General features: G+C 61.8%; 19 protein-coding genes. 11 read left to right on the top strand and 8 right to left on the bottom strand.

What is annotated here, in order from left to right; translation table 11 throughout:
* Positions 1–368: 368 nt before the first annotated feature.
* Positions 369–1,244, bottom strand: coding sequence for a GNAT family N-acetyltransferase (locus tag AC13QO_RS23455; protein WP_285194911.1), 876 nt, complete (start codon positions 1,242–1,244; stop codon positions 369–371).
* 609 nt (positions 1,245–1,853) lie between these two features.
* Here AC13QO_RS23455 and AC13QO_RS23450 point away from each other — a divergent pair.
* The 6 genes from AC13QO_RS23450 to AC13QO_RS23425 all read left to right on the top strand — a co-directional run bounded on the left by AC13QO_RS23450 (position 1,854) and on the right by AC13QO_RS23425 (position 8,530).
* Positions 1,854–3,131, top strand: coding sequence for an NAD(P)/FAD-dependent oxidoreductase (locus AC13QO_RS23450; protein ID WP_488542001.1), 1,278 nt, complete (start codon positions 1,854–1,856; stop codon positions 3,129–3,131).
* 626 nt (positions 3,132–3,757) lie between these two features.
* Complete coding sequence (locus AC13QO_RS23445; protein WP_488542000.1) at positions 3,758–6,784, top strand: alpha-mannosidase; 3,027 nt, start codon at positions 3,758–3,760, stop codon at positions 6,782–6,784.
* Between the two features lie 93 nt (positions 6,785–6,877).
* Positions 6,878–7,600, top strand: coding sequence for an antitoxin Xre/MbcA/ParS-like domain-containing protein (locus AC13QO_RS23440; RefSeq protein ID WP_488541999.1), 723 nt, complete (start codon positions 6,878–6,880; stop codon positions 7,598–7,600).
* Positions 7,597–7,830, top strand: coding sequence for an RES domain-containing protein (locus AC13QO_RS23435; RefSeq protein WP_488541998.1), 234 nt, complete (start codon positions 7,597–7,599; stop codon positions 7,828–7,830). Before AC13QO_RS23440 ends, AC13QO_RS23435 begins: the two co-directional genes overlap by 4 nt.
* Positions 7,827–8,171 (top strand): RES domain-containing protein, encoded by a 345-nt coding sequence (locus AC13QO_RS23430; RefSeq protein ID WP_488541997.1) that lies wholly within the window; start codon positions 7,827–7,829, stop codon positions 8,169–8,171. The genes AC13QO_RS23435 and AC13QO_RS23430 overlap by 4 nt, the downstream gene beginning before the upstream one ends.
* 143 nt (positions 8,172–8,314) lie before the next feature.
* Positions 8,315–8,530 carry a HAMP domain-containing protein gene (locus AC13QO_RS23425; protein WP_245421382.1) on the top strand — a complete coding sequence of 72 codons (216 nt, stop codon included), beginning with the start codon at positions 8,315–8,317 and terminating at the stop codon, positions 8,528–8,530.
* A 189-nt stretch (positions 8,531–8,719) separates the two neighbouring features.
* On the opposite strand, the gene AC13QO_RS23420 is transcribed toward AC13QO_RS23425, so the two are convergent.
* The 5 genes from AC13QO_RS23420 to AC13QO_RS23400 form a co-directional block, all read right to left on the bottom strand.
* Positions 8,720–9,634 (bottom strand): SMP-30/gluconolactonase/LRE family protein, encoded by a 915-nt coding sequence (locus tag AC13QO_RS23420; RefSeq protein ID WP_488541996.1) that lies wholly within the window; start codon positions 9,632–9,634, stop codon positions 8,720–8,722.
* 14 nt (positions 9,635–9,648) lie between these two features.
* A complete protein-coding gene (locus tag AC13QO_RS23415; protein ID WP_488541995.1) occupies positions 9,649–10,599 on the bottom strand; it encodes an ABC transporter permease in 951 nt (316 codons plus the stop codon).
* Entirely contained in the window at positions 10,596–11,546 is a 951-nt protein-coding gene (locus AC13QO_RS23410; RefSeq protein ID WP_488541994.1) for an ABC transporter permease, read from the bottom strand. Before AC13QO_RS23410 ends, AC13QO_RS23415 begins: the two co-directional genes overlap by 4 nt.
* Entirely contained in the window at positions 11,543–12,994 is a 1,452-nt protein-coding gene (locus AC13QO_RS23405) for a sugar ABC transporter ATP-binding protein (RefSeq protein ID WP_488541993.1), read from the bottom strand. Before AC13QO_RS23405 ends, AC13QO_RS23410 begins: the two co-directional genes overlap by 4 nt.
* A gap of 72 nt (positions 12,995–13,066) precedes the next feature.
* On the bottom strand, positions 13,067–14,083 hold the full coding sequence (locus AC13QO_RS23400; RefSeq protein WP_488541992.1) for a substrate-binding domain-containing protein: 1,017 nt from the start codon (positions 14,081–14,083) through the stop codon (positions 13,067–13,069).
* 279 nt (positions 14,084–14,362) lie between these two features.
* Between AC13QO_RS23400 and AC13QO_RS23395 the strand changes: the two genes are divergently transcribed.
* The 3 genes from AC13QO_RS23395 to AC13QO_RS23385 all read left to right on the top strand — a co-directional run bounded on the left by AC13QO_RS23395 (position 14,363) and on the right by AC13QO_RS23385 (position 17,503).
* Complete coding sequence (locus AC13QO_RS23395; protein ID WP_085781835.1) at positions 14,363–15,601, top strand: GAF domain-containing sensor histidine kinase; 1,239 nt, start codon at positions 14,363–14,365, stop codon at positions 15,599–15,601.
* Between the two features lie 13 nt (positions 15,602–15,614).
* A complete protein-coding gene (locus AC13QO_RS23390) occupies positions 15,615–16,337 on the top strand; it encodes a response regulator transcription factor (protein ID WP_011428784.1) in 723 nt (240 codons plus the stop codon).
* A 284-nt stretch (positions 16,338–16,621) separates the two neighbouring features.
* Positions 16,622–17,503, top strand: a complete 882-nt coding sequence (locus tag AC13QO_RS23385; protein ID WP_488542003.1) for a DUF6030 family protein — start codon at positions 16,622–16,624, stop codon at positions 17,501–17,503.
* Positions 17,504–17,569: 66 nt separating this feature from the next.
* Here the strand turns inward: AC13QO_RS23385 and AC13QO_RS23380 are convergent, their stop codons facing one another.
* Positions 17,570–18,493: a LysR family transcriptional regulator gene (locus AC13QO_RS23380; protein ID WP_488541991.1), complete on the bottom strand. Its 924-nt coding sequence runs from the start codon at positions 18,491–18,493 to the stop codon at positions 17,570–17,572.
* 133 nt (positions 18,494–18,626) lie between these two features.
* Here AC13QO_RS23380 and AC13QO_RS23375 point away from each other — a divergent pair, with 133 nt between their 5' ends.
* Positions 18,627–19,511, top strand: a complete 885-nt coding sequence (locus AC13QO_RS23375) for an alpha/beta hydrolase (protein ID WP_488541990.1) — start codon at positions 18,627–18,629, stop codon at positions 19,509–19,511.
* Here the strand turns inward: AC13QO_RS23375 and AC13QO_RS23370 are convergent.
* Complete coding sequence (locus AC13QO_RS23370) at positions 19,469–20,098, bottom strand: TetR/AcrR family transcriptional regulator (RefSeq protein WP_488541989.1); 630 nt, start codon at positions 20,096–20,098, stop codon at positions 19,469–19,471. The two genes, AC13QO_RS23375 and AC13QO_RS23370, sit on opposite strands and share 43 nt — an antisense overlap.
* 166 nt (positions 20,099–20,264) lie before the next feature.
* On the opposite strand from AC13QO_RS23370, the gene AC13QO_RS23365 reads away from it, so the two are divergent.
* Positions 20,265–22,727 carry a glycoside hydrolase family 3 C-terminal domain-containing protein gene (locus AC13QO_RS23365; RefSeq protein WP_488541988.1) on the top strand — a complete coding sequence of 821 codons (2,463 nt, stop codon included), beginning with the start codon at positions 20,265–20,267 and terminating at the stop codon, positions 22,725–22,727.
* Positions 22,728–22,852: the final 125 nt, after the last annotated feature.

Here is a 22,852-nt window from a genome sequence, read left to right as displayed (position 1 = left end):
GGGCGACTGCTGCTTGACGAAGAGCGGCTACCTTCCCCACGCGACGTTCATTCCCCTTACGGGTTAGTGAGAGACTGTCGGCCGACGCGTCTGGGAGGTTGGGTCTCAGCCCGTTTATTGCAAATTGGAAGCGCCCCGAAGATGCAGCTGGACACCAGCTCTCACATTGGCTGATTCTGCAGGGGAGGGGAACTTGCCGAAATTCTGAACTCAATCGCGATTGATCAACCACAGCGATGAGTGTTGACTGTCCACTGCAGCAGCCGGTGGGCCGCATTGCGATCTGCATATTGGTGCTGCTAAACCGCGAGGCGCCCGTTGTGCTCGAACTAGAATAGAGCTTTGGTATTTCGACGCGATCCTCTGGTCTAGCTCAACGCATGGCCCGCAAGGCCATATACCGCCGGTTCGTTCGCCTTTCGGTTCAGGAACGGGCCGCCTTTGGACATGGTCGTAACGGTCTCGGAGATAGCCAGCCGGCTCTGTTGAAGAAAGTGGGCAAACGGTCCTTTTTCTCGCGTATCGACGCGGGCGAATTGGCCAGTGAGGTCTTTCAGATGCACGGCCGCGAGATGGATCGCGTCACGATCATTGCTCGCGACGACAGGGCCGACTACATGACCGCGCCCGAACTCGCGGCACATCGAATAGCCTACCATTGCACCCTCACGCCGGAGCACACAAATAGATGCGCCTTCTGAAAGGAGTGTAAGCAGTCGACTCCTATCCGTTCCGAAGGCGAACGTGTCCAAGGCGAAGATCTCTTCAATCTTATCACGCGGCAGTTCACTTAATTCAGCGTCCAAAGGTGGCAGTGCGGGAAGCGCCGCAGCGACGTCTCCCTGATGCTGGTAGACCGTTGCTTCCGCTGTGAAACCGAGTGACACATAGAGCTTATGGGCGGCGATAGTCGAGTTCAGCGCCAGCCTGCGCTCGCCGCACTGCTCGAACACTTGCTGCATTAACCAGCGGCCGGTCCCCTGCGCCTGCGTGCGGGGTGATGTGATTACCACACCGATGGTGGCGAAATCGTCTCCGTGGGGAAACCACATTGCACTTCCAAAGACGCGTCCAATTCCATCGACGGCCGCGATACCGCGGCCGGCGCGGCGCAGGAACTCCCAATCCTTGAAGCGGTGCGGCCAGCCGACACCCGTCGACAGGGCATGAAGCAAGCTTACGTCAACACTATTGATATCCTGCGCGATTAATTCAAACGATTTCAGGCGCACCGACTTTTGCATTTTCGCTTATTCCGCTCCCTTCTCCCCATCGTCTACGTCAGCTCAACGCGGCACCGCGGCGTCTTCCGATCCTTGGATCAGCCTGCCATCCTACTACAATATTTACATGCGGAGAGCGGCAGGTTCGGCTTACTCTTAGCGATTTTTCGAGATTTTCAGCCAAAACGGACGGCCGTTCAACAGGAACGACTTACCTCTCCCCCAGATGCCATCCAGATCAGTCCCAAGGTATATTGTGATCCCACAGGAACCGCTTAGGCCACAAGCGTGGCTTTCGAAGCAGCCGGTGCCGGGGCAGAACGGTCTGTCAATGGTAACTTGGGGCCTGGGCAAAAGACGTCTCGCCCAAGATCCGCGTGAGTGACCGCTGGCGATGAGCCACGGCGGCACGCCACTGGAACATCGCTTCTATGATCTTACGGGCGCAACGCTGGAGGCCGAAAAATCCTGAAGCGCTGCGTAGCTTTAGCGTTAACAGAATATCCTTTGGTTTGCGGCTTACAATACAGGCGATCATTGCGAAACGCGTTCACTTGTGCCGCACTCCTCCGGCACAAGCAGGCATATACTCGATGAATTCCGATCGGATGAGCATAAGGGCTTGCTGCGATGAAATTTGCTTCCTATTGGCATGATACTTCCACTCCATTTGCAGGAGGCATCGCGGGTCCGGTTTCTGGGGATTTCGAGGTTGCGGTGATCGGTGCGGGCTTCACGGGCCTGAATGCTGCGCGCAAATTGGCGCAATCCGGCAAGAAAGTTGCTCTGCTGGAAGCCGAGCACGTTGGGTATGGTGCGTCCGGGCGCAATGGCGGGCACCTGAACAGCGGTCATTTCGCAAGCTTCGGCGCCGCCAGGCAGCATCTCGGAGAAGACCGGGCGCGCCGCTTGTGGCGGGCCTATGACGACTCGATCGACATGATCGAATGTATCATCGAGGAAGAAAAGATCGCCTGCGAATTCCGCAGGGGCGGCAAGCTCAAGCTAGCTTCGAAGCCGTCTCACGTCAGTAAGCTGCAGGCGATGTCGGAAGAAATCCGTCGCGAAGTCGACCCATCAGTCGAGTGGCTGACACGCGAGGACCTCCGCAAGGAAGTGATATCGGACGCCTTTCATGGTGGAGTTCTCTACCCGAAATCCGCAATGATGCACATGGGACGCTACGCCAACGGCGTGGCGGAGGCGGCCTGCCGCCACGGTGCGGCGATCTGGGAGCGGAACCCGGTCACCGCCCGGGAGCGCGCGGAGAATGGTTGGCGGCTGACCACACCGACCGGCTCACTCACAGCCCGCCAGGTCATCCTGGCGACCGATGCCTATACGCCAGGCGTGTTTAATTATTTCCGCCGAAGACTGATGCCAATCGCTTCCTTCATCATTGCGACACGCCGGCTCACCCCGCAGGAGGTCGCTGCGACAGTTCCGGGTAACCGCAACTTCACCAATTCTCTCAATATCTCCAACTATTTCCGCCTCACGCCGGACAACCGCATGCTGTTCGGGGGGAGGGCGAGATTTTCGGCCGTGTCCAATCAGAAAACCGACGTCAGCTCGGGCCAGCTTCTGCGCCAACAGATGGTGAGCATCTTTCCGCAGCTCGCTGACGTCGAGATCGACTATTGCTGGGGCGGCCTCGTCGGGTGCACCCAAGACCGTTTTCCTCGGGCGGGCAGTGCCGACGGGGTGTTTTACAGCATGGGTTATTCCGGTCATGGAGCCCAGTTGTCGACTTACATGGGTAGTGTGCTAGCGGATTTAGTCATGGGCCGTAAAGGTGGCAACCCGCTAGAGGGTTTCGATTGGCCCGCCGTTCCGTTTCATACCGGAAATCCGTGGTTCATGCCTATCGTGGGCACCTACTACCGCGCAAAGGACCTGCTGTTTTGATCGATCTTCGCCATTCTATCATCGCCCTGAAAACGACTACTGTCTGGGATCGTGTCGTGGCCGGCGATCACTCCACTCGAGAGCCAATTACCACAGTGATCGCTTCAAGTTGTCGAGGATGGCTTGAGCTTCTTTGTAGGTTGAAGGCAATCATCAATGGCGCCTCGGCATCCGTTTGCGGGTACCTGAGGTGAATGCGTAAACTTGATCTCTCAGTGTTTCACCAGCAGGGGAGCATGTCCTCCGCCATACCGAAGACACGCCACGGTCCATCGGCCTTCTCATTCTTCTCAGCATTACGAAATGAGGTAGCTACTCGACAGCACGACGACCGCGGCCGGCGCAGTTATCCTGCGTTATGAGTTGGTCGAGGCGTGACCTTCACCGGCCGCAGCAATGCCGCGGCCATCAGGTGCCGTGGCTGGAAGGATTTGCGAGAAGTAGACCGGTCAGGATTGGCGATCTCGAACAGAAGATCTTTTGCGGCTTGACGCCAAATCAAAGTTACTTAATCTAAGTATCAACAGGACCCGCTGGGAGGAGGGGCGCGATCCCTATCGCATCATCTTCATCTCCCAAAGCCATGATTCCCGATCGCGCGCCGCCGATTTTCAACAGGATAAGCCATGCCGCTCACCATTGCCCAACGCCTCGATAGTCTGAAGGTCCGTATCGCCGAGCTCGCGCATTGGCGGGACCGGTATAGCAGCCCGATCGATGGCTGGACCTTCGAGGCCGAGCCGATCGCCCATCAGCAGGACTGGCCGCATCGTCAGGGCGTGGTGCATTTTGCTGCGAGCGCTGAAGCGCCGCAGAGCTGGCCGCTCGAAGATATTCGCCTGCAGCTCGATCTCGGCGGTGAGAGCCTGATTACGCTCAGCTATCCCGACGCTGAAAGCGAAACATTCGGCCTCGATCCCTATCACCAGGAATTCCCGGTGAAGGACCGACGCTTTTCGATCGCGGCGGAAAGCGTCGCCCGCTTTCCTTTCGGCGAGCCGAACCGGGCGCCGCGGCTGAACAAGGCCCGGCTGATCTGGCTCGACGGTCCCGTTCACCGCCTGCATCTTCTCCTGAAGCAGATCACCGAGGCGGTCGGCGCGCTCGGCGAGCATGAGGTCGTGCCGCATCTGGTCGGCGCCGCGGAGCAGGCCTTGCGCAGCCTCGACTGGCCGTCGGATACAGCGGCCTACATCTCCCGCACGTCGGGCGCCGTCATGCAGCAGAAGATCTGGGAACTGCCGGAGCTTGTTTCCGATCCGGCCGGCCTCACCGACGAGCAGAGCGCTTCGGCCGCCGCTGCCTTCGAGGTCCTGACGGTGCGGTTGAAGGAGCTGCAGCAGCGCTTCCCCCCGAATGGGGAACTGGTGCTGACCGGCCACGCGCACATCGATCTCGCCTGGCTCTGGCCCTATCGCGAGACGCGGCGGAAAATGCGGCGCACCTTCAACACAGCGCTCTCTCTGATGGAGCGCTCCGCCGAATTCCGCTTCAACCAGTCGACCGCCCATTATTACGCGCAGATGGAAGAGGAGGACCCCGAGCTTCTAGAGCGCATCAAGAAGAAGGTCGCGGAGGGGAAATGGGAAACCGTCGGCGGCATGTGGGTCGAGCCCGATACCAACATGCCGACCGGCGAAAGCCTTGTGCGCCAGGTGCTCTACGGTCAGCGTTATTTCGAAAAAACCTTCGGCGCCCGCCACACGGTCTGCTGGCTGCCGGATTGCTTCGGCTTCTCCGGCGCGCTGCCGCAGATCTTGAGGCAGGGCGGCATCGACAGCTTCTTCACCATCAAGGTCAATTGGAGCGAGACCAACCATATCCCCTCCGATCTCTTCTGGTGGAAGGGCCTCGACGGCAGCCAGGTGCTGACCCACACCTTCGACAATCCGATGCAGGGCTACAACGGCTTCGTGCAACCCGATTGCTACCTGCCGACGTGGAAGAATTTCCGCGGCAAGGCGCAGCATCACGCCTCGCTTCTCGCCGTCGGCTATGGCGACGGCGGCGGCGGGGTGACGCCTGAAATGGTGGAGCGCGAAGTGCAGCTGCGCGATTTTCCCGCCATTCCGCAAGCGCGCTGGGGCACGGTCAAGGGCTTCTACGAGCAGGCGCATCGCAGCGCATCGGAGAAGAAGCTCCCCGTCTGGGACGGCGAAATCTATCTCGAACTGCATCGCGCGACGCTGACGACGCAAAGCGGCGTCAAGCGCAAGCACCGCCAGGCCGAACGCGCGCTGATCACCGCCGAGACCCTCGCTTCGCTCGCCCATATGCTCGGGGCAGAAAAGCCGAAAAGCCTCGAGGCGGATTGGCGCGTGGTGCTGAAGAACGAGTTCCACGACATCCTGCCGGGTTCGAGCATCCGCGAAGTCTATCAAGATGCGGAGCAGGAACTCGGCGGCGTCATCGACCACGCCAAGGCCGAGCAGGCCAAGGCTTTGCAGACCCTTTCGGCCAATTTGCCGAAGGGCGGGGTCGCTGATGCCCTCATTGTCGTCAATCCCTCGCTTGCGCCGCGGCCGGTGAGCGCCACGCTTGCCGACGGCACGGTACTTTCGGCCGCCGATATCGTCGCTCCCTTATCGGTCGCAGTCTTCGACAGGCAGGCGCTGAAGCCGGCGGGTGGGCTGAAGGCCGGCGCCGATCGCCTCGAAAACGATCATCTCTCGGTCGTAATCGGCAAGGACGGGGCTATTGCCAGCCTCATCCACAAGGCGAGCGGCCGCGAAGCGGTCGCCGGCTCAGCCAACCAGCTCTGGGTCTATCCGGTCGACAAGCCGCGCAACTGGGATGCCTGGGATATGGACGCCGATTACGCCGAAAAGGGCGTCCGCCTCGAAACCCCCGAAGGCATCAGCCTCGTCGAAAGCGGCCCGCATCGTGCGGCAATCCGCGTCATCCACCGTTACCGGCATTCGAGCGTCACCCAGACCTATGTCTTGAGGGCCAACGCCAAGCGGCTCGACATCGAAACGACGATCGACTGGCACGACCGGCGCACCCTGCTGCGCACGCTGAACCCGGTCGACGTGCAGGCTCGCAAGGCGACCTTCGAATGCGCCTTCGGCGTGGTCGAGCGGGCGACACACACGAATACCTCCTGGGAGCAGGCGATGTTCGAGGCCGCCGCCCATCGCTTCGTCGATCTCAGCGAGCCCGGCTTCGGCGTGGCACTCCTCAATAATGCCAAATACGGCCACAGCGCCCGCGGCAATGTGATCGGCATGAGCCTGGTGCGCGGGCCGATTTATCCCGATCCGCTCGCCGACGAAGGCGAGCAGAGCTTCACCTACGCGTTGATGCCGCATGAGGGCGCCTGGCATGAAGGCGGCGTCCTCGACGAGGCGCTCGATCTCAACCAGCCGCTGGTGACGGCCGAAGCCAGCGGCCTTTCCGCCGGCAATTTCGCGCCGCTTGGCGTCGAGGGCACTCCGGTCGCACTTTCGGGCCTGAAGCCGGCGGAGGAGGGCGAAGGCCTGATCCTGCGCCTTTATGAACCGGCCGGCCGGCGTGGCCGACTTTCCCTCGCCCTGCCTTCCGGATGGGCGGCGTCGCAGCCGCTCAACATTCTCGAAGAGCGTATGGAGCGTAAAGGCCCCGCCGACATCATGCCCTTCGAGATTCGGAGCTGGAGGTTGCGAAAGGGCTGATCAACCATCCGCGACGTGCGGTATGAACGGGACAAACTGGACAAATTGGTCATTTGATACTATATCAGTTCATCTAAGAACGGAGATAGTCTCATGGCTGGTTCTGAGGTCCGGCTGCATCGTGCCCGTCAGGCAAGGGTCGCCGACCGCGTCGCCGCCAAAGTTGCCGACGTGCTGAAAGCCGACGCCGCATTCGAGTCCGGCTCGGCGGCCCTGTCTGCCAGTATTGCGGGCGCGGCGGCTGCGGCCATCGTCGATCTTCCCGTCAGCGTAAGGCGCGAGCTTAGCAAGCGCCAGGGCGAACTTGCCCGCCGCATTCGTGGCCTGGTGGAGACGTTCGGCGATGCGCCTGCCGGCGGCAAGATCGTGCTCGAGATTCCGAAAACCGTGGAGCCTTCCGCCGGCGAAGGACTGGGGAAGATCGTTACGGCCGAGGAGGGCGCGCGGTTGCTAGGCGAGCTTGCGGTCGCCCGCAGGCTTGAGGATTGGGCCGGGCCGGTTGCCGGCGCCAGCCAACTCCAGCGCGATTTTGGAATTGCGCGCTCCACGCTCAATCGCTGGCAGCATGCCGGCGAGGTGATCGCACTGTTGAAGGGAACGAGAAAGCACGTCTATCCGATCGAACAATTCATCGACGGGCGTCCCGCAAGGGGCATAGCAACGGTCGCCGCTCTCGTGTCCAATCAGCGGGTGGTATGGCTGTGGCTTTGCCAGCCGAATCCCATGTTGGGCGGGCGCAGGCCCATCGACCTCCTGAAACAGGATCGCGCTGACGAGGTCATCGACGCGGCTCAGACCTATTTCGCCGTGCAATGAGACTCGACAAAACTATCCTTCAGCGCCTCGCCGTCCGGGCTGATGTCACCGACTATGTCAGGATCATCGCGCGCGCCCATGCCGGAACGCCGCTCGGCATGGGTTTCGGCAAGTCGCGGTTTTCGAGCCCAAAGGACAAGTTCCGGCTGCTCTACCTCGCTCAGGACCCCATGACCGCGGTCGCGGAAACGATTGTTCGCGACCGCTTCAAGGTAGGGCCGAGCGAGTGATATTCCAGGAGGAGTTCGACCGCTATTCCGTCCGAAACCCGGGCCCGCTTTTTCTACTCGACCTGCGCTACGAAGGCGCAAACCTGCTCGGTGTCTCGACGGATGCCGTTCGGGCACGGGCGCAGGCGAGCGGACGCCGGCTCAGCCAAGACATCTACCATCGCACCGATTTCGACGGCATTCTCTACATGTCGCGGATCACCAACAAGCAATGCGTTGCCATTTATGACCGCGCCACCGCCAGCCTCGAGGCGGATAGCCCCGCATTGGATCTGCCCCGCCTGTCGGCGCTCGGCCTCATCCTCGATGCGCTGCAGGTCACCGTCATATCAAGGGAATAATCCCGCTCGTCGAGAAGACGTTCCGCAGTCGGCGGACGCGACGCAGAGCGAGCCAGCTGTCATATCCACGTCCTGCGCTCGCTATCCCATCGAAGGTGCAGACTCGGCCAAGGCGATGGCGACGAAGGCTGAGGAAGAGGCCGATGCCTCCGCTGCCCTCGTCCTATACGTCACTCGGTGTCGGTCTGTTGACCATTATCACGTTGATCGGCGCCGCTGTTTTTGGCGCCCGCGTGATCGTAAAGCCGATCGGCGAGATCACCGCAAGCATGAGCGGTCTAGCTGAAGGCAATCTCGATGCCGACATCCCATTCGCCAACCGGCGTGACGAAATCGGCCGGATGGCCCGCGCCGTCTAAGTCTTCAAGCAGAACGACGCCGCCGCGCGAAGGTCATTGAAATGCAGAGGAACGTCGATGTGGTCATCACGGCAGCGGTCACCGGCGACTTCACGCGACGCGCCGCCGCGGAATACGGCTACGAGGATCTCAATCAGTTCGCATTGGGCGTTAATGAACTCGCCGCCGCCGAATCTGGCATTCTCCGGCTTAGGGTCTTTGGGCGCCCGTCGCGGCAACGTAGACGGAATAGAGTGAGCGCGTTGCGGCTATGAACAGACGGTTGCGTCCGGGGCCGCCGAAGGTCAGGTTGGCGACAGTCTGAGGGACGCGGATCTTGCCGATCAGCTTGCCTGCCGAATCGAAGCAGTGCACGCCATCACCGGCACTGGACCAAAGGTTCCCCTGCACGTCAGTCCGAATTCCGTCCGGGATGCCGGTGTCGATGAGGCAGAAGACGCGGCCGTTCGCAAGGCTGCTGCCGTCGACTACATCGAACGCGCGGATGTGGCGTGGCAGGCTTTCGTCGTGGCTTGCTGACGAATCCGCGACGTAGAGGATCGTCTCGTCAGGCGAGAAGGCGAGGCCGTTCGGCTGGATCAAATCCGTGACCACGGCCGCAAGTTTACCGGTCGCCGGATCGAGCCGATAGACGTTGCGCGTCGCCTGCTCGGGCTCGGCCTGATAGCCTTCATAATTCGACATGATGCCGTAGGTTGGATCGGTAAACCAGATCGTGCCGTCCGATTTCACCACCACGTCGTTCGGCGAGTTGAGCCGCGCGCTCTCGAAACGGTCGGCGAGCACGGTGATCGAGCCGTCGATCTCGGTGCGCGTGACGCGGCGCCCACCATGTTCGCAGGAGACGAGCCGGCCCTGGCGGTCGCGCGTGTGGCCGTTGGTGAAGTTCGATGGTTGCCGGTAGATGGAGACGCCGCCATCGGGCGTCCATCGCAGCATGCGCTGGTTTGGAATGTCGCTCCACAGAAGCTGGTTCGCATCGTTGAACCAGACAGGACCCTCTGCCCAGCGGCAGCCTGAATAGAGTTCGTCGAGACCGGCGCTGGTGACGATCAACTGCCGGAAGCGCGGGTCATGGATTTCGTAGATGCTGGCCTCGGCCATGGTGATCTTCCTGATTATCGCATGCCGGCACGGCGACCGCCGGCGAGCATGATCACGCTGATGATGATGAGGCCGGTCATGATGAGGCGGATGCCCGCGCCGAGCCCATAGGTGTTGAGCATGGAGACGACCAGGAACATGAAGAGCGACGCGCCCCAGATGCCTGGCACGTTGGAATCGCCGCCGGCAACCGCTGTGCCGCCGATCACGACGACGGCGATCGAGGTCAGCAGATATTCCGAGCCCATATTGAGTGCTGCGCCGCCGGAGAAGCAGGCGAGCAGATAGCCCGCGACGGATGCGAGCACGGCGCAGAAGAGGTAGGTGACGAACCGCGTGCCGTCGACCGGAATGCCGGCCATGCGTGAGGCGGGCATGCTCTGGCCGATCGCCGAGATCCAGCGCCCGTAGATCGTCTTCTCGAGCAGGAACCAGGCTAGCAGCGAGATGAGTAACGCGACGATCGCCACGTTCGGTACGCCAAGCGTGTTCGTGGTGGTGAATTCGGCAAGCACGCTGGGCGGCTTGATGCGCAAGCCACGGTTCGTCCAGATCGCCGCGGACTGCACGATGAAGCTCATGGAAAGCGTGGCGATGATCGGCGGAATGCGCAGCGCCTTGATGAGCGCGTAATTGCCGAGGCCGACGACGAGGCCGATGAGGATGGCGACAAGAAGCCCGGGCAGGATCAAGCCGTTTTCGACATTCATCAGTTTCAGCGCCACCGTACCGGCAAGTGTCATGGTGGCGGGAACCGACAGATCGATATTGCCGGGGCCGAGCGTGATGACGAACATCTGGCCGATGCCGACGATCACCGAGAAGGCGGCGAAGGTGAGTGCCGCCTGCGACAGGCCGAGCGTGCTGGCGCCGAGGGTCACCATGATCGTCAGGAACCAGACCACGAAGGCGGCAAGCCATGACCAGATCCAGGGTTTGCCGAAAAGGCTGAGGAAGGGCGTCATCGGCGGCGTTTCTCCCGTTTTTCCAGCCGGTTCAGCATGAGGCGCAGCGCGAGCACGATGATCAGGATCGCGCCCTGGGCTCCGATCTGCCAATCCGGCGAGATGCGCAGGAAGGATAGGAACGAGCCGGCGAGCGTCAGCGTCAGCGCGCCGATAACGGCGCCGACAGGGGAGACGCGGCCGCCGATGAACTCGCCGCCGCCGAGGATCACGCCGGCGATCGACAGCAGCGTATAACGCAGCGCGATATTGGCATCGGCCGAGGTGGTGAGGCCGACGAGGGCGATGCCGGCAAGCACCGCGAAGAAGCCGGCAAGGCCATAGGCGATGGCTCGCGCCCCGACAATCGACCAGCCGGCCCGCTCGACCGAGCGCTGATTGCCGCCGATGCCGCGGATCAACACCCCGAGCGAAGACCGCATGACCAGAAGATGGGCGACGGCGGCTATGATGACGCTGGCGACGATCGCCATCGGCGCCAGCGGCGGCTTGACGGTCATCAGAGAGCGCACCCAATCCGGCGCCTGCCCGCCCGGCGCCGGCAGCAGCAATACGGCAAGTCCACCCCAGACGAAGCTCATGCCGAGCGTGACGACAATGGACGGCAGGTCGCGCAGGTAGATGATGACGCCGAGGGCCGCATAGGCCGCGATCGCTCCCGCAAGGATCAGGATGCCGGTCGCCGGGTGGTCGCGCAGAAAGGTCGCGCTCACACAGGCGACGAAGCTGACGAAGGTGCCCATCGACAGATCGAGATCGTTCACCGTCATCACAAGCATCTGGGCGATCGTCGCAAGCGCGATCGGCACAGCGAGATTGAACAGCAGGTTGAGGCCGACATAGCTCATGGCGCGCGGCTGCAGCCAGAATACGGCGGCGAGCAGCAGTGTCAGCGAAAGGGTGGGAATGGCAAGACGCAAGGCGTCGGATGACAGCCGGACCATCATGCGGCGACCCCCTCGAAGGATGCGGCGATGATGTTCGTCTCGTTGACGGCGTCGCCGGCAAGTTCGGCAGTGATGCGGCCTTCGCGAAAGACGTAGACGCGGTCGCAGAGACGCACTTCGTCCATTTCAGTCGAATACCAGATGAAGGTGCGGCCGCGCGAAGCTTCGTCGCGGATGATGGCGTAGACCTCCTGCTTGGTTCCGACATCGACGCCACGCATCGGATCATCCATGAGGACGACCGGCGCATGCGTAGCAAGGGCGCGGGCAAAGAGCACCTTCTGCTGATTGCCGCCGGAAAGCGACAAGATGCGGTTGGCCATGTCGGGCGTACGGATTTCGATCCGCCGCCTCCAGTCGGCGCCCTTGGCCTCCTCTTTATCAGCGGCAATGAGGCCACGCCGCGACAGGTCACTGAGCGAGGCGACGGAAAAGTTGCGCAGGATGCTCCAGAGTTCGAAGATGCCGTTGAGGCGTCGGTCGCCGGCGACGAAGGTGACGAGCGGATCCCGCTCGGGCAGCCAGTTGCCGGACTTGGCGGCGTGCAGGGCAAGCAGAAGCTCGGTCTGCCCGTGGCCGGCAAGACCTGCCAATCCGATGATCTCGCCCTTGCGGGCCGAAAAGGGACGGCCCGCCGTCTGATGGGAGAGAACGAGCGGAGCGGCGGATTGCTGGCGCGCCGGGCGCTGCCCCGTCTCCTCCTTCGCAACGCTGCCCATGGCCTCCACCAGACCATGATGGTCGAAGCCGTGGGCGGGGCGTTCGGCAACGACGCGGCCGTCCTTCATGACAACGATGCGGTCGGAGGTTTCGAGGACCTCGTGGAGGATATGCGAGATAAAAATGACGGAGCCACCGGCCGCGACGAAGCGGCGGACATGGTCGAGCATCTGGCGGGCGAGGCTCGCGTCGAGCGAGGAGGTCGGTTCATCGAGGATCACCAGCCGCGGCGGGGTGCCGGCGTCGGAAAAGGCCATCGCGATCTCGACCATCTGTCGCTCGGCGATCGAAAGGTCTCCCACTGCCCGACCGCTGTCGATGCCGTGGCCGGGGAAGACCGCATCGAGGCTCTTTTCGATGATTTCTGCGGCGCGCCTGCGCCAGCCGAAGCCGCCTAGATCGCGGTGCATGATACGCGTGTTCTCGACGATGGAGAGGTTGGGGCAGAGCGAAAGCTCCTGGAAAACGCAGCGCACGCCGCGGGCTCGTGCCGCGTTGATGCCGTAACGCTCCAGCCGCTCGCCATCGCTCGACACACTTCCTTCATGGGGGGTGAGGCCGCCATTGATCACGCTGACGATGGTGGACTTGCCGGCTCCATTGTGCCCGACCAGCCCGACGCACTCGCCCGACATGACGCGGAGCGTGACGCCGTCAAGCGCCCTGACCGCGCCGAAACTCACCTTGGCGCCATCGACGGCGATCACCGCCTTCAATACCTCATCCATGCTGCCCGCCACATCTGCTCGGAAGGACTGCCGCGCGGCCATTTTCGGCGCGCGCGGCAATCGCCGGGAGAGTTACTTTGCCGACTCGATGACCTTGATCGCGTCTGCCTGCGTGTATTCCACATTGGCGACGCCGCCGGCCTGGGTATTGGCGAGGTTCGTTTCGAGATTGTCCTGGTCGATGCGCAGGAACGGCACGACGAGATCCTTCTTGACCTGCTTGCCGTCGAGGATTTGCTGGGCGACCCAGAAGGCGAGGGTGGAGACGCCTGGCGCGATGGACACCGACATCGTCTCGTAGCCCTTGGCGTCCTTCTGTTCCTTCCACCACTTCAGCTCGTCTTCGCGGTTGCCCATGATGATGATCGGCATCTTCCGGTCGGTCGCGGCGATCGCTTGTGCGGCCCCATAACCGTCGCCGCCCTGCGTCACAACGCCGACGATGTCAGGCAGGCTCGGCAGGATGCCGGCGACTGCCTTCTGCGCCACGTCCTGCGCCCAGTCGCCGTGAACGGAACCGACGATCTTGAACTGCGGGAACTGCTTGACGCCTTCGTGGATGCCGGCCGAGATCTCGTCATCGACGAAGACGCCGGCAAGGCCGCGGATCTCGAGCAGATTGCCGCCCTGTGGGAGTTTCTTCGACAGATATTCCACCTCGCTGCGGCCCATTTCCTTGAAATTGACAGCGATGCGCCAGGCGCACGGTTCGGTCACGATGCCGTCGAAGGAAACGACGGTGATGCCTGCGTCGCAGGCTTCCTTGACCGCGCCGTTCAGCGCCGTCGGCGAGGCGGCGTTCAGCACGATCGCGTCATAGCCCTGCAGGATCATGTTTTGGATCTGCGCCGCCTGTTCCGTCGCCTGGTTCTCGGCAGTGGTGAAAGGATCGGCCGCGGCAACGACGCCTGATTTTACGGCTTCGCCCGTCACCTTGCTCCAGCTCGTCAGCATCGCCTGGCGCCAGGAGTTCCCGGCATAATTGTTGGAAAGAGCGATCTTCTTGGCCGACGTGTCGGCAAAGGCGGATACGGGCATGGCGGCGCAAGCAAGAGCGGCCGATGCCAGAAGCATCTTACGGATTGTCATGTCTTCCTCCCTCATGATCGCGCCGGTCGGCGGATCGCTTCACTCGTGCCGGCCAAACCAGACCCGAGTGAAAATTGTTCTTGCACTGAGCTTCCTCCTCTCAGTAAGGGCAGGATGCGGGAGATCGGACTGCCTGTACAGGGGCAAGGCGGCAACTCGTTTGCGGGTTTTGCGCAACAAGCTGCGGGTTTACGCAAGACGGCGGCCCATTTGCGGGCGCTTACTGGGAAACGATCACGCCGGGTTGAGGAGCCTGTCGTGACGGGGGAGGAACTGACAATGCTGCATCTCGCACCGGCAGCCCTGTTCGACCACTATCTCGGCATTTCCCGGCTGCTCGCGGGCCAGCTCGACTTCCGCTCGGCGATCCGATCGGTCGCTGCCGAGGTCGCCCACATCATCCCCCACGACCATCTCGACGTCTGCGTGCTGCTCGAAGGCGGCAACTATCACACGGCCTATGAAACGGGCATCGAGACCGCCTGGGGCGAGATCGCCGGCGCGCCTGTCGTCAACAGCCCCATCCGTTCGCTGCTGCGAGGTGAGGTCGATTTTCTGCTCACGGACGATGCCATGACAGACCCGCGTTTCCATTTCGAGGGCGCGTTCAAGCGGCCGATCGTCGAACAATCGCTGAGGAGCCGGTTGCATGTGCCGATGAAGGTGCAGGGCACGATCATCGCGGCCCTTTCCTGTTCGTCTCACAGGGCGGGCGTCTATACGATGGAGGACGTCGAACGCGCCCGCATCATCGCCGATCTGCTGACGCCCTATTTCTTTGCGCTGCAGGCGGCCGAGCAGGCGCAACGCTCGGCGATCGTGGAGGCGGAGGCACGCGCCCGCGAGGAGGGGCTGCGTCAGGGCGCGCTGAAGCTGACCGAAGCCCTGGAGCAGGAACGCCAGCGAATCGGCATGGATCTTCACGACCAGACGCTTGCCGACCTGACGCGGCTTGCCCGGCGAATCGACCGGCTGTCGCGCAACGGCGAGGTGACGCCCGAGGCGCTCGAACCCGTTTCGCGATCGCTGCAGCATTGCATGCAGGATCTGCGGCAGATCATCGAGCAGGCAAAACCCTCCGTGCTCCAGCTCTTCGGCCTCGCTCAGGCGATCGAGCATCATCTCGACCGATCGACCCGCGACACCGGGTCGGGCATCGAATGGGGCCTCGTCGACGAGACGAATGGGGCGCTCGAAAGGCTGGAGCCGACCGTCAGCGTCGCCTTGTTTCGCATAGCGCAGGAGGCGATCAACAATGCCGTGCGCCATGCCGCCCCGCTGGCGATCATGGTGCGGCTCGAAGCCGACGACGAACAGCTGGCGATCGAAATCTCCGACGACGGAACCGGGCTTGCCAAGACGCGGGGACGGATCGGCGGCGGCATCGACAATATGAAGACACGCGCGCGGCTGATCTCGGCGCGCTTCACGACCGGCCCCGGCCATAATAATCGCGGGACCGCGGTGCGCGTCGTGCTGCCGCTGGCGCCGAGCGGCCCGGCGGGCGAGCCGGACTGAGGAGAAAGAAAAGATGAAGGTTCTGATCGTCGAGGACGACCCGCTGCACCGGTCCTATCTGCACGAAGCCGTTAACGCTGCCCTGCCGGAATGCGACACGGTGATCGAGGCGGAGAACGGAACCGCCGGCGAGAAGCTCGCCCGCGACCACAAATCGGCGCACATCGTCATGGATCTGCAGATGGCGAGCCGCAACGGCATCGAGGCGGCGCGGACGATCTGGAAGGAGCGCCCAGAGACCCGCATCCTGTTCTGGTCGAATTATTCGGACGAGGCTTATGTGCGCGGCGTCTCGCGCATCGTGCCGGATGGCGCCGCCTATGGCTATGTGCTGAAATCCGCCTCTGACGAGCGATTGAAGCTTGCGCTGCGCTCGATCTTCATCGAGAGCCAGTGTGTCATCGACCGCGAAGTGCGTGGTCTGCAGCAGAAGAGCCTCGGCCAGACCAACGGCTTCACCGATTCCGAATATGAGATCCTCGTTGACATAGCCCTCGGTCTGACTGACCGGGCCATCGCCAAACGCCGGAGCCTGTCGCTGCGCAGCGTGCAAAACCGCCTGCAGCAGCTCTACGACAAGCTCGACGTCTATCAGACGGCTGGCGACGACCACGAGGACGGCCGCTTCAATCTCCGCGCCCGCGCCGTCACGATTGCTTTCCTGCGCAAACTTCTGAATTACAGCGCTCTGGAACGCGCTGAGGCGGAGCTGCAGGAATGGCTTGATGGAAAGTAATCTCCCGAAGGATCGGCGACATAGGCGAGCTTTTCTTTTGGGGCGCAGCCGTTTCAAGGCTGCTGCTTGACGCTCGATACACTCGACATCAAAATCGCGGTTTCGAAGGTGAGCCGGCTGTATCGCTTTCACATCGTCGCTCGCCTCAAAAGGATTGGCCACGGGGATTGACCAGCCGCCGACTGACACCGCTGGTCGCAAGCTTGCGAGGCAACGCAGTGAATAAATTGTTCTCAGCAGCCGGTTCTTCTCGCGACAGCCCATCCCAGCGCTGGAAGTTCCCGTTGCTGAGCAACCGCCGCCCGTTACGTCGGCCGCTGTTGCTACTCGCCCTGCTTGTCGCAACGATTGCGGTTTCTTACCTTGACATCCGCCAATCCGAATCTCCAACCGAGGACTTGGGAAAGGGAGCGCTCAACAAGGCTGCCCCTTCGCCACGCCCAACCGTCCACTCTGATTCGGCTGCTTCTTTTCTTCGCCCGACGATATCCATATCGCGGCATCTGATGGAGGTCCCAAAGCTCGACCTGGCAAGTCAGTTTCTGCGGATGTGGCTGGTCTCGGGCGCCAATATTTGCAGCGCTCTCCGAGAGGCCGGCATAGAGGTGAGCGAATGGAAAGCCGCATCGATGCGCAATCGCGACTATGAATGTTATTTTCAGCGCATCTACGAACGGGACGAAGTGAAGCCGCTGAGCTCAACCTTCCTCAGGATTCGTGGAGATGAGACGGGTAATATTGTTGAGATCCGCGCCAAGATCGTCGGACCTAAGATTGATGCTGAGGGACTTCTCGCCCCTGAAGTGCTGCGCATTTTCGAGATCATCGTGAAGCAGGCATGCTGGCGAGATTTTGAAGATGCGCTTGCGTCGATCCGAAGACTTCGCGATGTCGAGGCCGAACGATTCGGCTCTTATCTCAGCTTCACGCGCGAAGCCGACAGCGAAAACAGATTTAGTTTTGCTCTAGGCCTCAAGGCAGCTCCGGGTTCGCAGGCAAGAACCAGGGCGTATTTTTCGGCAGACCGGTGGCTGGCCACCACGGATCCGCGCATCCCGCGGACATCATCCGCATCGATCGCAATGGCGCGTTCAGATCAGCCGATGGCACTCAATGGCCGAGCAGGTGCCGGCTCCGATTCAAAACCGAGCCGGAACTGCGGCTGAGCGTCAAAGCCCCCAGCGTTGTGAGTAGGGAAAGTGTACCCGCCTCGGATATGACGCGACAGCGGATCAGCGCGACAGGCTGGCTGCCGGTCGAAAAGCGTCGGCTCGGGCGGTGCAATTCTCGACGACGAAATCCACGAAAGCGCGGACTTTGGGCGAAAGCTGGCGATTGGACGGCCAGACCAGCGAGAGCGAGCCGAAGGGCACCATGAAGGAGGTGAGGACGGGGATCAGGCTTCCCGCTCGCATATGCGATGCCGCGACATAGACGGGCAGGTGGGCAAGGCCAAGACCATCCTGCGCTGCCCGCAGCCCCGCGTCCGTATTGTTGAACGTCAGGCTTCGCGGCAGAAGCAGCCGCTCGTACGGCGTCTTGAAGGCCCATGACGCGATACGGCCGCTGGATGGGTATTTGAAATGAATACAGGCATGCCGGGAGAGATCGGCAGGTGTCTCCGGTTGTCCATGGCGCTCGAAATAGTCGGGGCTGCCGCACACGACGAAATGCTGATCGCCAAGGTGGCGGGCGATCAGCCGCGTATCGGCAAGCTCGCCGCTCCGCACCACGACATCCAGACCCTCTTGAACCAGGTCTATGACCCTGTCTTCGAATTCCACATCCAGGTCGATTTCCGGGAAGCACTCGGCAAAGGCCGGCAGTATCGGCATCAGCAGATGGTGTCCGACAATGTGCGGAACGCTGACGCGCAGGCGGCCCCTTGGGCGTTCCCGGCTATGCAGGACGGTTGCCTCTGCGTCCTGCATATCGTCGATGATGCGCTTGTAGCGCTCGTAAAGGACCGCCCCTGCGTCGGTCAGGCTGATGCTGCGCGTCGTCCGGTTGAAGAGCCGCACACCGAGCCGGCTTTCAAGACGCGCCACGGCCTTGCCGATCGCGGACGGCGAAACGCCGGCAACGCGCGCGGCTGCGACATAACTCTGCTGTTCGGCTGCATGAACGAAGGCGAAGAGGTTCGCGAGACTATCCACGGCAAGATCCGATTAGAGACATTTTGTCCTTTATGTAAGGCCACGCACGGCGATTGATCAATATTGCGTAGCGATTATCCTTTGTTCGACAGCGGGAACGGATAGGCCTACCAAGATAAAGGGAGTGGATGGCATGCGGGACTACGCGAGAGAGTTGCCGGAGTACACGGGCATATATATTGGCGAGAACGACCTTTTCCTGGAAATCTTTCGCGGGAACGATCGCTCGGATGAGGCCGATCGACCGCCTCTGCTCTTTGTCCATGGCGCCTTCACTGGCAGCTGGATGTGGAGCAAGTACATTCCGCACTTCATGGCGGCGGGGTGGGATTCTTACTGCATCAATCTCCGAGGTCACTACAAAAGCAGGTCGGTGGATTTCACGAAGGTGGAATTCGAGAACTATCTTGAAGATATTCGTGAGGCGATTTCCGCAATCGCTGGGGAATGTGCCGTCGCTCCTGTTGTGATCGGTTTCAGCATGGGCGGAATCCTCAGCCAGAAGCTGGCAGAAAGCGTTGGCATTGCCGGGCTGGTATTGATCGATTCCAGCATCTCCAGGCAGGTGCATGACGAGGTGCCCTACCAGGATCTTGCGCCTGAGATACCTGGCGTCGTCATTCCCGCGCCGGCGCGTGACGAGCAGTCCAGCCCTGACGAGAAGCCCGACGATATCGCCTTCCAGCGGAAGTACCTGTCGATGGAATCCGCCAGAGCTTTCGGTGTCTTTTCCTTCCATTTCGGAGCCGAGGGGATTTCCATCGACGGCGGCAAGATCACCTGCCCCAGCCTGGTCATCTCAGCTGTCAACGATGACGCCGCCGATCGGCGAGGCCGGGCGACGGCGCGGCACATCGGCGGCGAGTATCTCGGTCTTTGGGGCACGACGCATACGGGTTTGCTGGTCGGCCAAAGGTACCACGAAGCCGTCAGCCGCATCATGATCTGGCTCACGCGCTTCGATGAAAAGAGAGTTCATCCCTCCAGACCGAGGCTCGCCAGCAGGCGGTCGACATAGTCTTCCAGACCATCGACCATATCGAAGCGATCGGGATCGCGCAGCCAGAGCATTTGCAGGCCGTCCATCACGGCGATCAGTTCGGCCGCGATCACCTTGCTGTCGATCCTCTTGTCGATCGAGCCATCGGCGATCGCCCGCTCGAAAGTCGCGGCGATGTCCTTCTGCATCTCCGCAGTGCGAGCGAGAAACCACGCCTTGGCGGGGTGATCCTTCATCAGGCTTTCGGCATTCAGAATCGCGAAAGCTCTGACGACCTCGATCATTTCGGCATTGCGGCGGAAGATCTCGACCATGCCCTTGAGCAGGCCGCTGACATCGGAGCGATAGTGCCCGATGAAATCGGCGCTATCGAGATCGCGCTTGGCGAGGATCGCGAGCAGCAGATCGACCTTGGTGGGGAAATGGTGCAGCAGGCCGGGCAGCGACAGGCCGACGTCCCGGGCGATATCTCCGATCGCGGCATTCTGATAGCCGTCTTCGGCAAAGCGCCGCATCGCCGCGGCCAGGATTTCCGCGCGGCGCTCCTCTCCTTTGGGGGATCGACGCCGTCTTTTCTCGTCCTGTCCCGTCTTCCGTTCTGCCATTATTTCTCCCGTCGGCCTCTTTTAACGGCGATGCGCCGATCCGCAATGCTCCGGCCGATATATCCTCTTCTTCTTACATCAGCTCAGTCAGCTTGACATATTAAAAATACCGAGTAATCGGTAGGTTTAACAGACGGTGCTCGCAGTCTTTGAACGGGAGGTTTGCATGATCGATTCCATTCTCGACGAGATGACGCTCGAAGAACAGGTCTCGTTGCTGTCGGGCGCCGATTTCTGGACGACCGTGCCCGTCGAGCGGCTTGGCGTGCCGAAGATCAAGGTGACGGACGGACCGAATGGCGCTCGCGGCGCGGGCTCGCTGGTCGCCGGCGTCAAGGCGACCTGCTTTCCTGTCGCCATTGCGCTCGGCGCCAGCTGGAATCCCGATCTCGTCAGGCAGATGGGGGTTGCCCTTGCGCGCCAGGCAAAGAGCAAGGGAGCGGCCGTGCTGCTCGCGCCGACAGTGAATATTCATCGCTCCGGCCTCAACGGCCGCAATTTCGAATGTTACTCCGAAGATCCGATGCTGACATCAGAACTCGCGGTCGCCTATATAGAGGGCGTGCAGAGCGAGGGGATCGCGGCGACCATAAAACACTTCGCCGGCAATGAATCCGAGATCGAGCGGCAGACCATGTCGTCCGATATCGACGAGCGGACGCTGCGCGAAATTTATCTTCCGCCCTTCGAGCAGGCGGTGCGCCGCGCCGGCGTAATGGCGGTCATGTCCTCCTATAACCGCCTCAACGGCACCTATACGAGCGAGCATCAATGGTTGCTGACCAAGGTGCTGCGCGAGGAATGGGGCTTCGACGGCATCGTCATGTCCGACTGGTTCGGCTCGCATTCCACGGCCGAGACGATCAATGCCGGCCTCGATCTCGAAATGCCGGGCCCGACGCGCGACCGCGGCGAGAAGCTGGTTGCGGCCGTGCGCGAAGGCAAGGTGGAAGCCGCCACCGTGCGGGCAGCGGCGCGGCGCATGCTGCTGCTGCTCGAGCGCGTCGGCGCATTCGAGAACAAGCCCGATCTCACCGAACGGGCGGTCGATCTGCCGGAAGACCGGGCGCTGATCCGGCGCCTCGGTGCCGAAGGCGCGGTGCTCCTCAAGAATGACGGCATCCTGCCGCTTGCCAAGACCTCGCTCGATCGGATCGCCGTCATCGGGCCGAATGCCGCGAGCGCCCGCGTCATGGGTGGAGGCAGCGCGCAGATCGCCGCGCATTATACGGTGAGCCCGCTCGAAGGCATTCGCGCCGCTCTTTCCAATGCCAACAGCATCAGCCACGCCGTCGGCTGCCGCCATAACCGCCTGATCGAGGTGTTCAAGGGAAAGATCACCGTCGAATATTTCAAGGGGCGCGGCTGCAAGGGCACTCCGCTTCACGTCGACACCGTCCACAAGGGCGAATTCTTCTGGTTCGAACTGCCGTCGGGCGAACTCGACCCCGCCGATTTCTCCGCCCGGATGGTGATGCAATATGCGCCTGAGGAGAGCGGCCAACATGTCTTCGGCATGACCAATGCCGGACTGGCGCGGCTCTTCGTCGACGGTCGGTTGATGGTCGACGGCCATGACGGCTGGGTGCGCGGCGAGAATTATTTCGGCACCGCCAATGACGAACAGCGCGGCGCGGTGACGCTCGAAGCGGGCAGGCCTTACGAAATTGCCGTCGAATATGAGCCATCCACGGCGAACGAGGAGGGCATCAACCTCATCGCCGTCCGCTTCGGCGTCGAAAAGCCGCTCGACGCGGCCGACATCGAAGTCGCCGTCGAAACGGCCCGCAATGCCGATGTCGCGCTGCTCTTCGTCGGTCGCGACGGCGAGTGGGACACGGAAGGGCTAGATCTGCCCGATATGCGGCTACCAGGCCGGCAGGAGGAGCTGATCGAGAAGGTCGCCGCCGCCAACGCCAACACCGTCGTTGTGCTGCAGACCGGCGGTCCCCTCGAGATGCCCTGGCTCGGCAAGGTCCGCGCCGTGCTGCAGATGTGGTATCCCGGACAGGAACTCGGCAATGCCGTTGCCGACGTGTTGTTCGGCGAAGCCGAGCCGGGCGGCCGCCTGCCGCAGACCTTCCCGAAGGCGCTTGCCGACAATTCCGCCATCACAGGCGATCCTGCCGTTTATCCCGGCAAGAATGGGCATGTGCACTATGCCGAAGGCGTCTTCGTCGGCTACCGCCATCACGATATTAGCGCCGTCGAACCCCTCTTCCCCTTCGGCTTCGGCCTTAGCTATAGCCGCTTCCGTTGGGGCGAACCGCGACTCTCCGCAGGAGAAATGGATCCTGAAGGCATAACCGTCAGCATTGACGTCACCAATACAGGCGACCGGCCAGGCTCGGAACTGGTCCAGCTCTATGTGCGCTCGCCATTAGCCAAAGTGGAACGGCCGGACAAGGAACTGCGCGCCTTCGCAAAGCTCTCGCTGCAACCCGGCGAAACAGGCACAGCCGTTATGAAGGTTCTGCCGCGCGATCTGGCCTATTTCGATATCGAGGCCGGCGCCTTCCGGGCCGAACCGGGTGGTTATCACCTGGTCCTGGCGGCGAATGCCGCCGATACAAGATTCGTGCTCCACCTGCCGTCACCGGCCGGCTACGTGCTGCCGCCGACCTCATGATTCCGATGTCGAACGGCCAGGCGACATTGGTTGAGCTGAATGAAAACAGTGCGCAAGAGGCGCTCCGGACTGCCGGGTAAAGCAGGCCGAAATTTTTTAGATTCTCCTCTTGAATGGAAAATCAT

It is taken from the genome of Rhizobium sp. CNPSo 3670, assembly GCF_057784555.1.
This window is presented reverse-complemented; position numbering and strand designations above follow the sequence as displayed.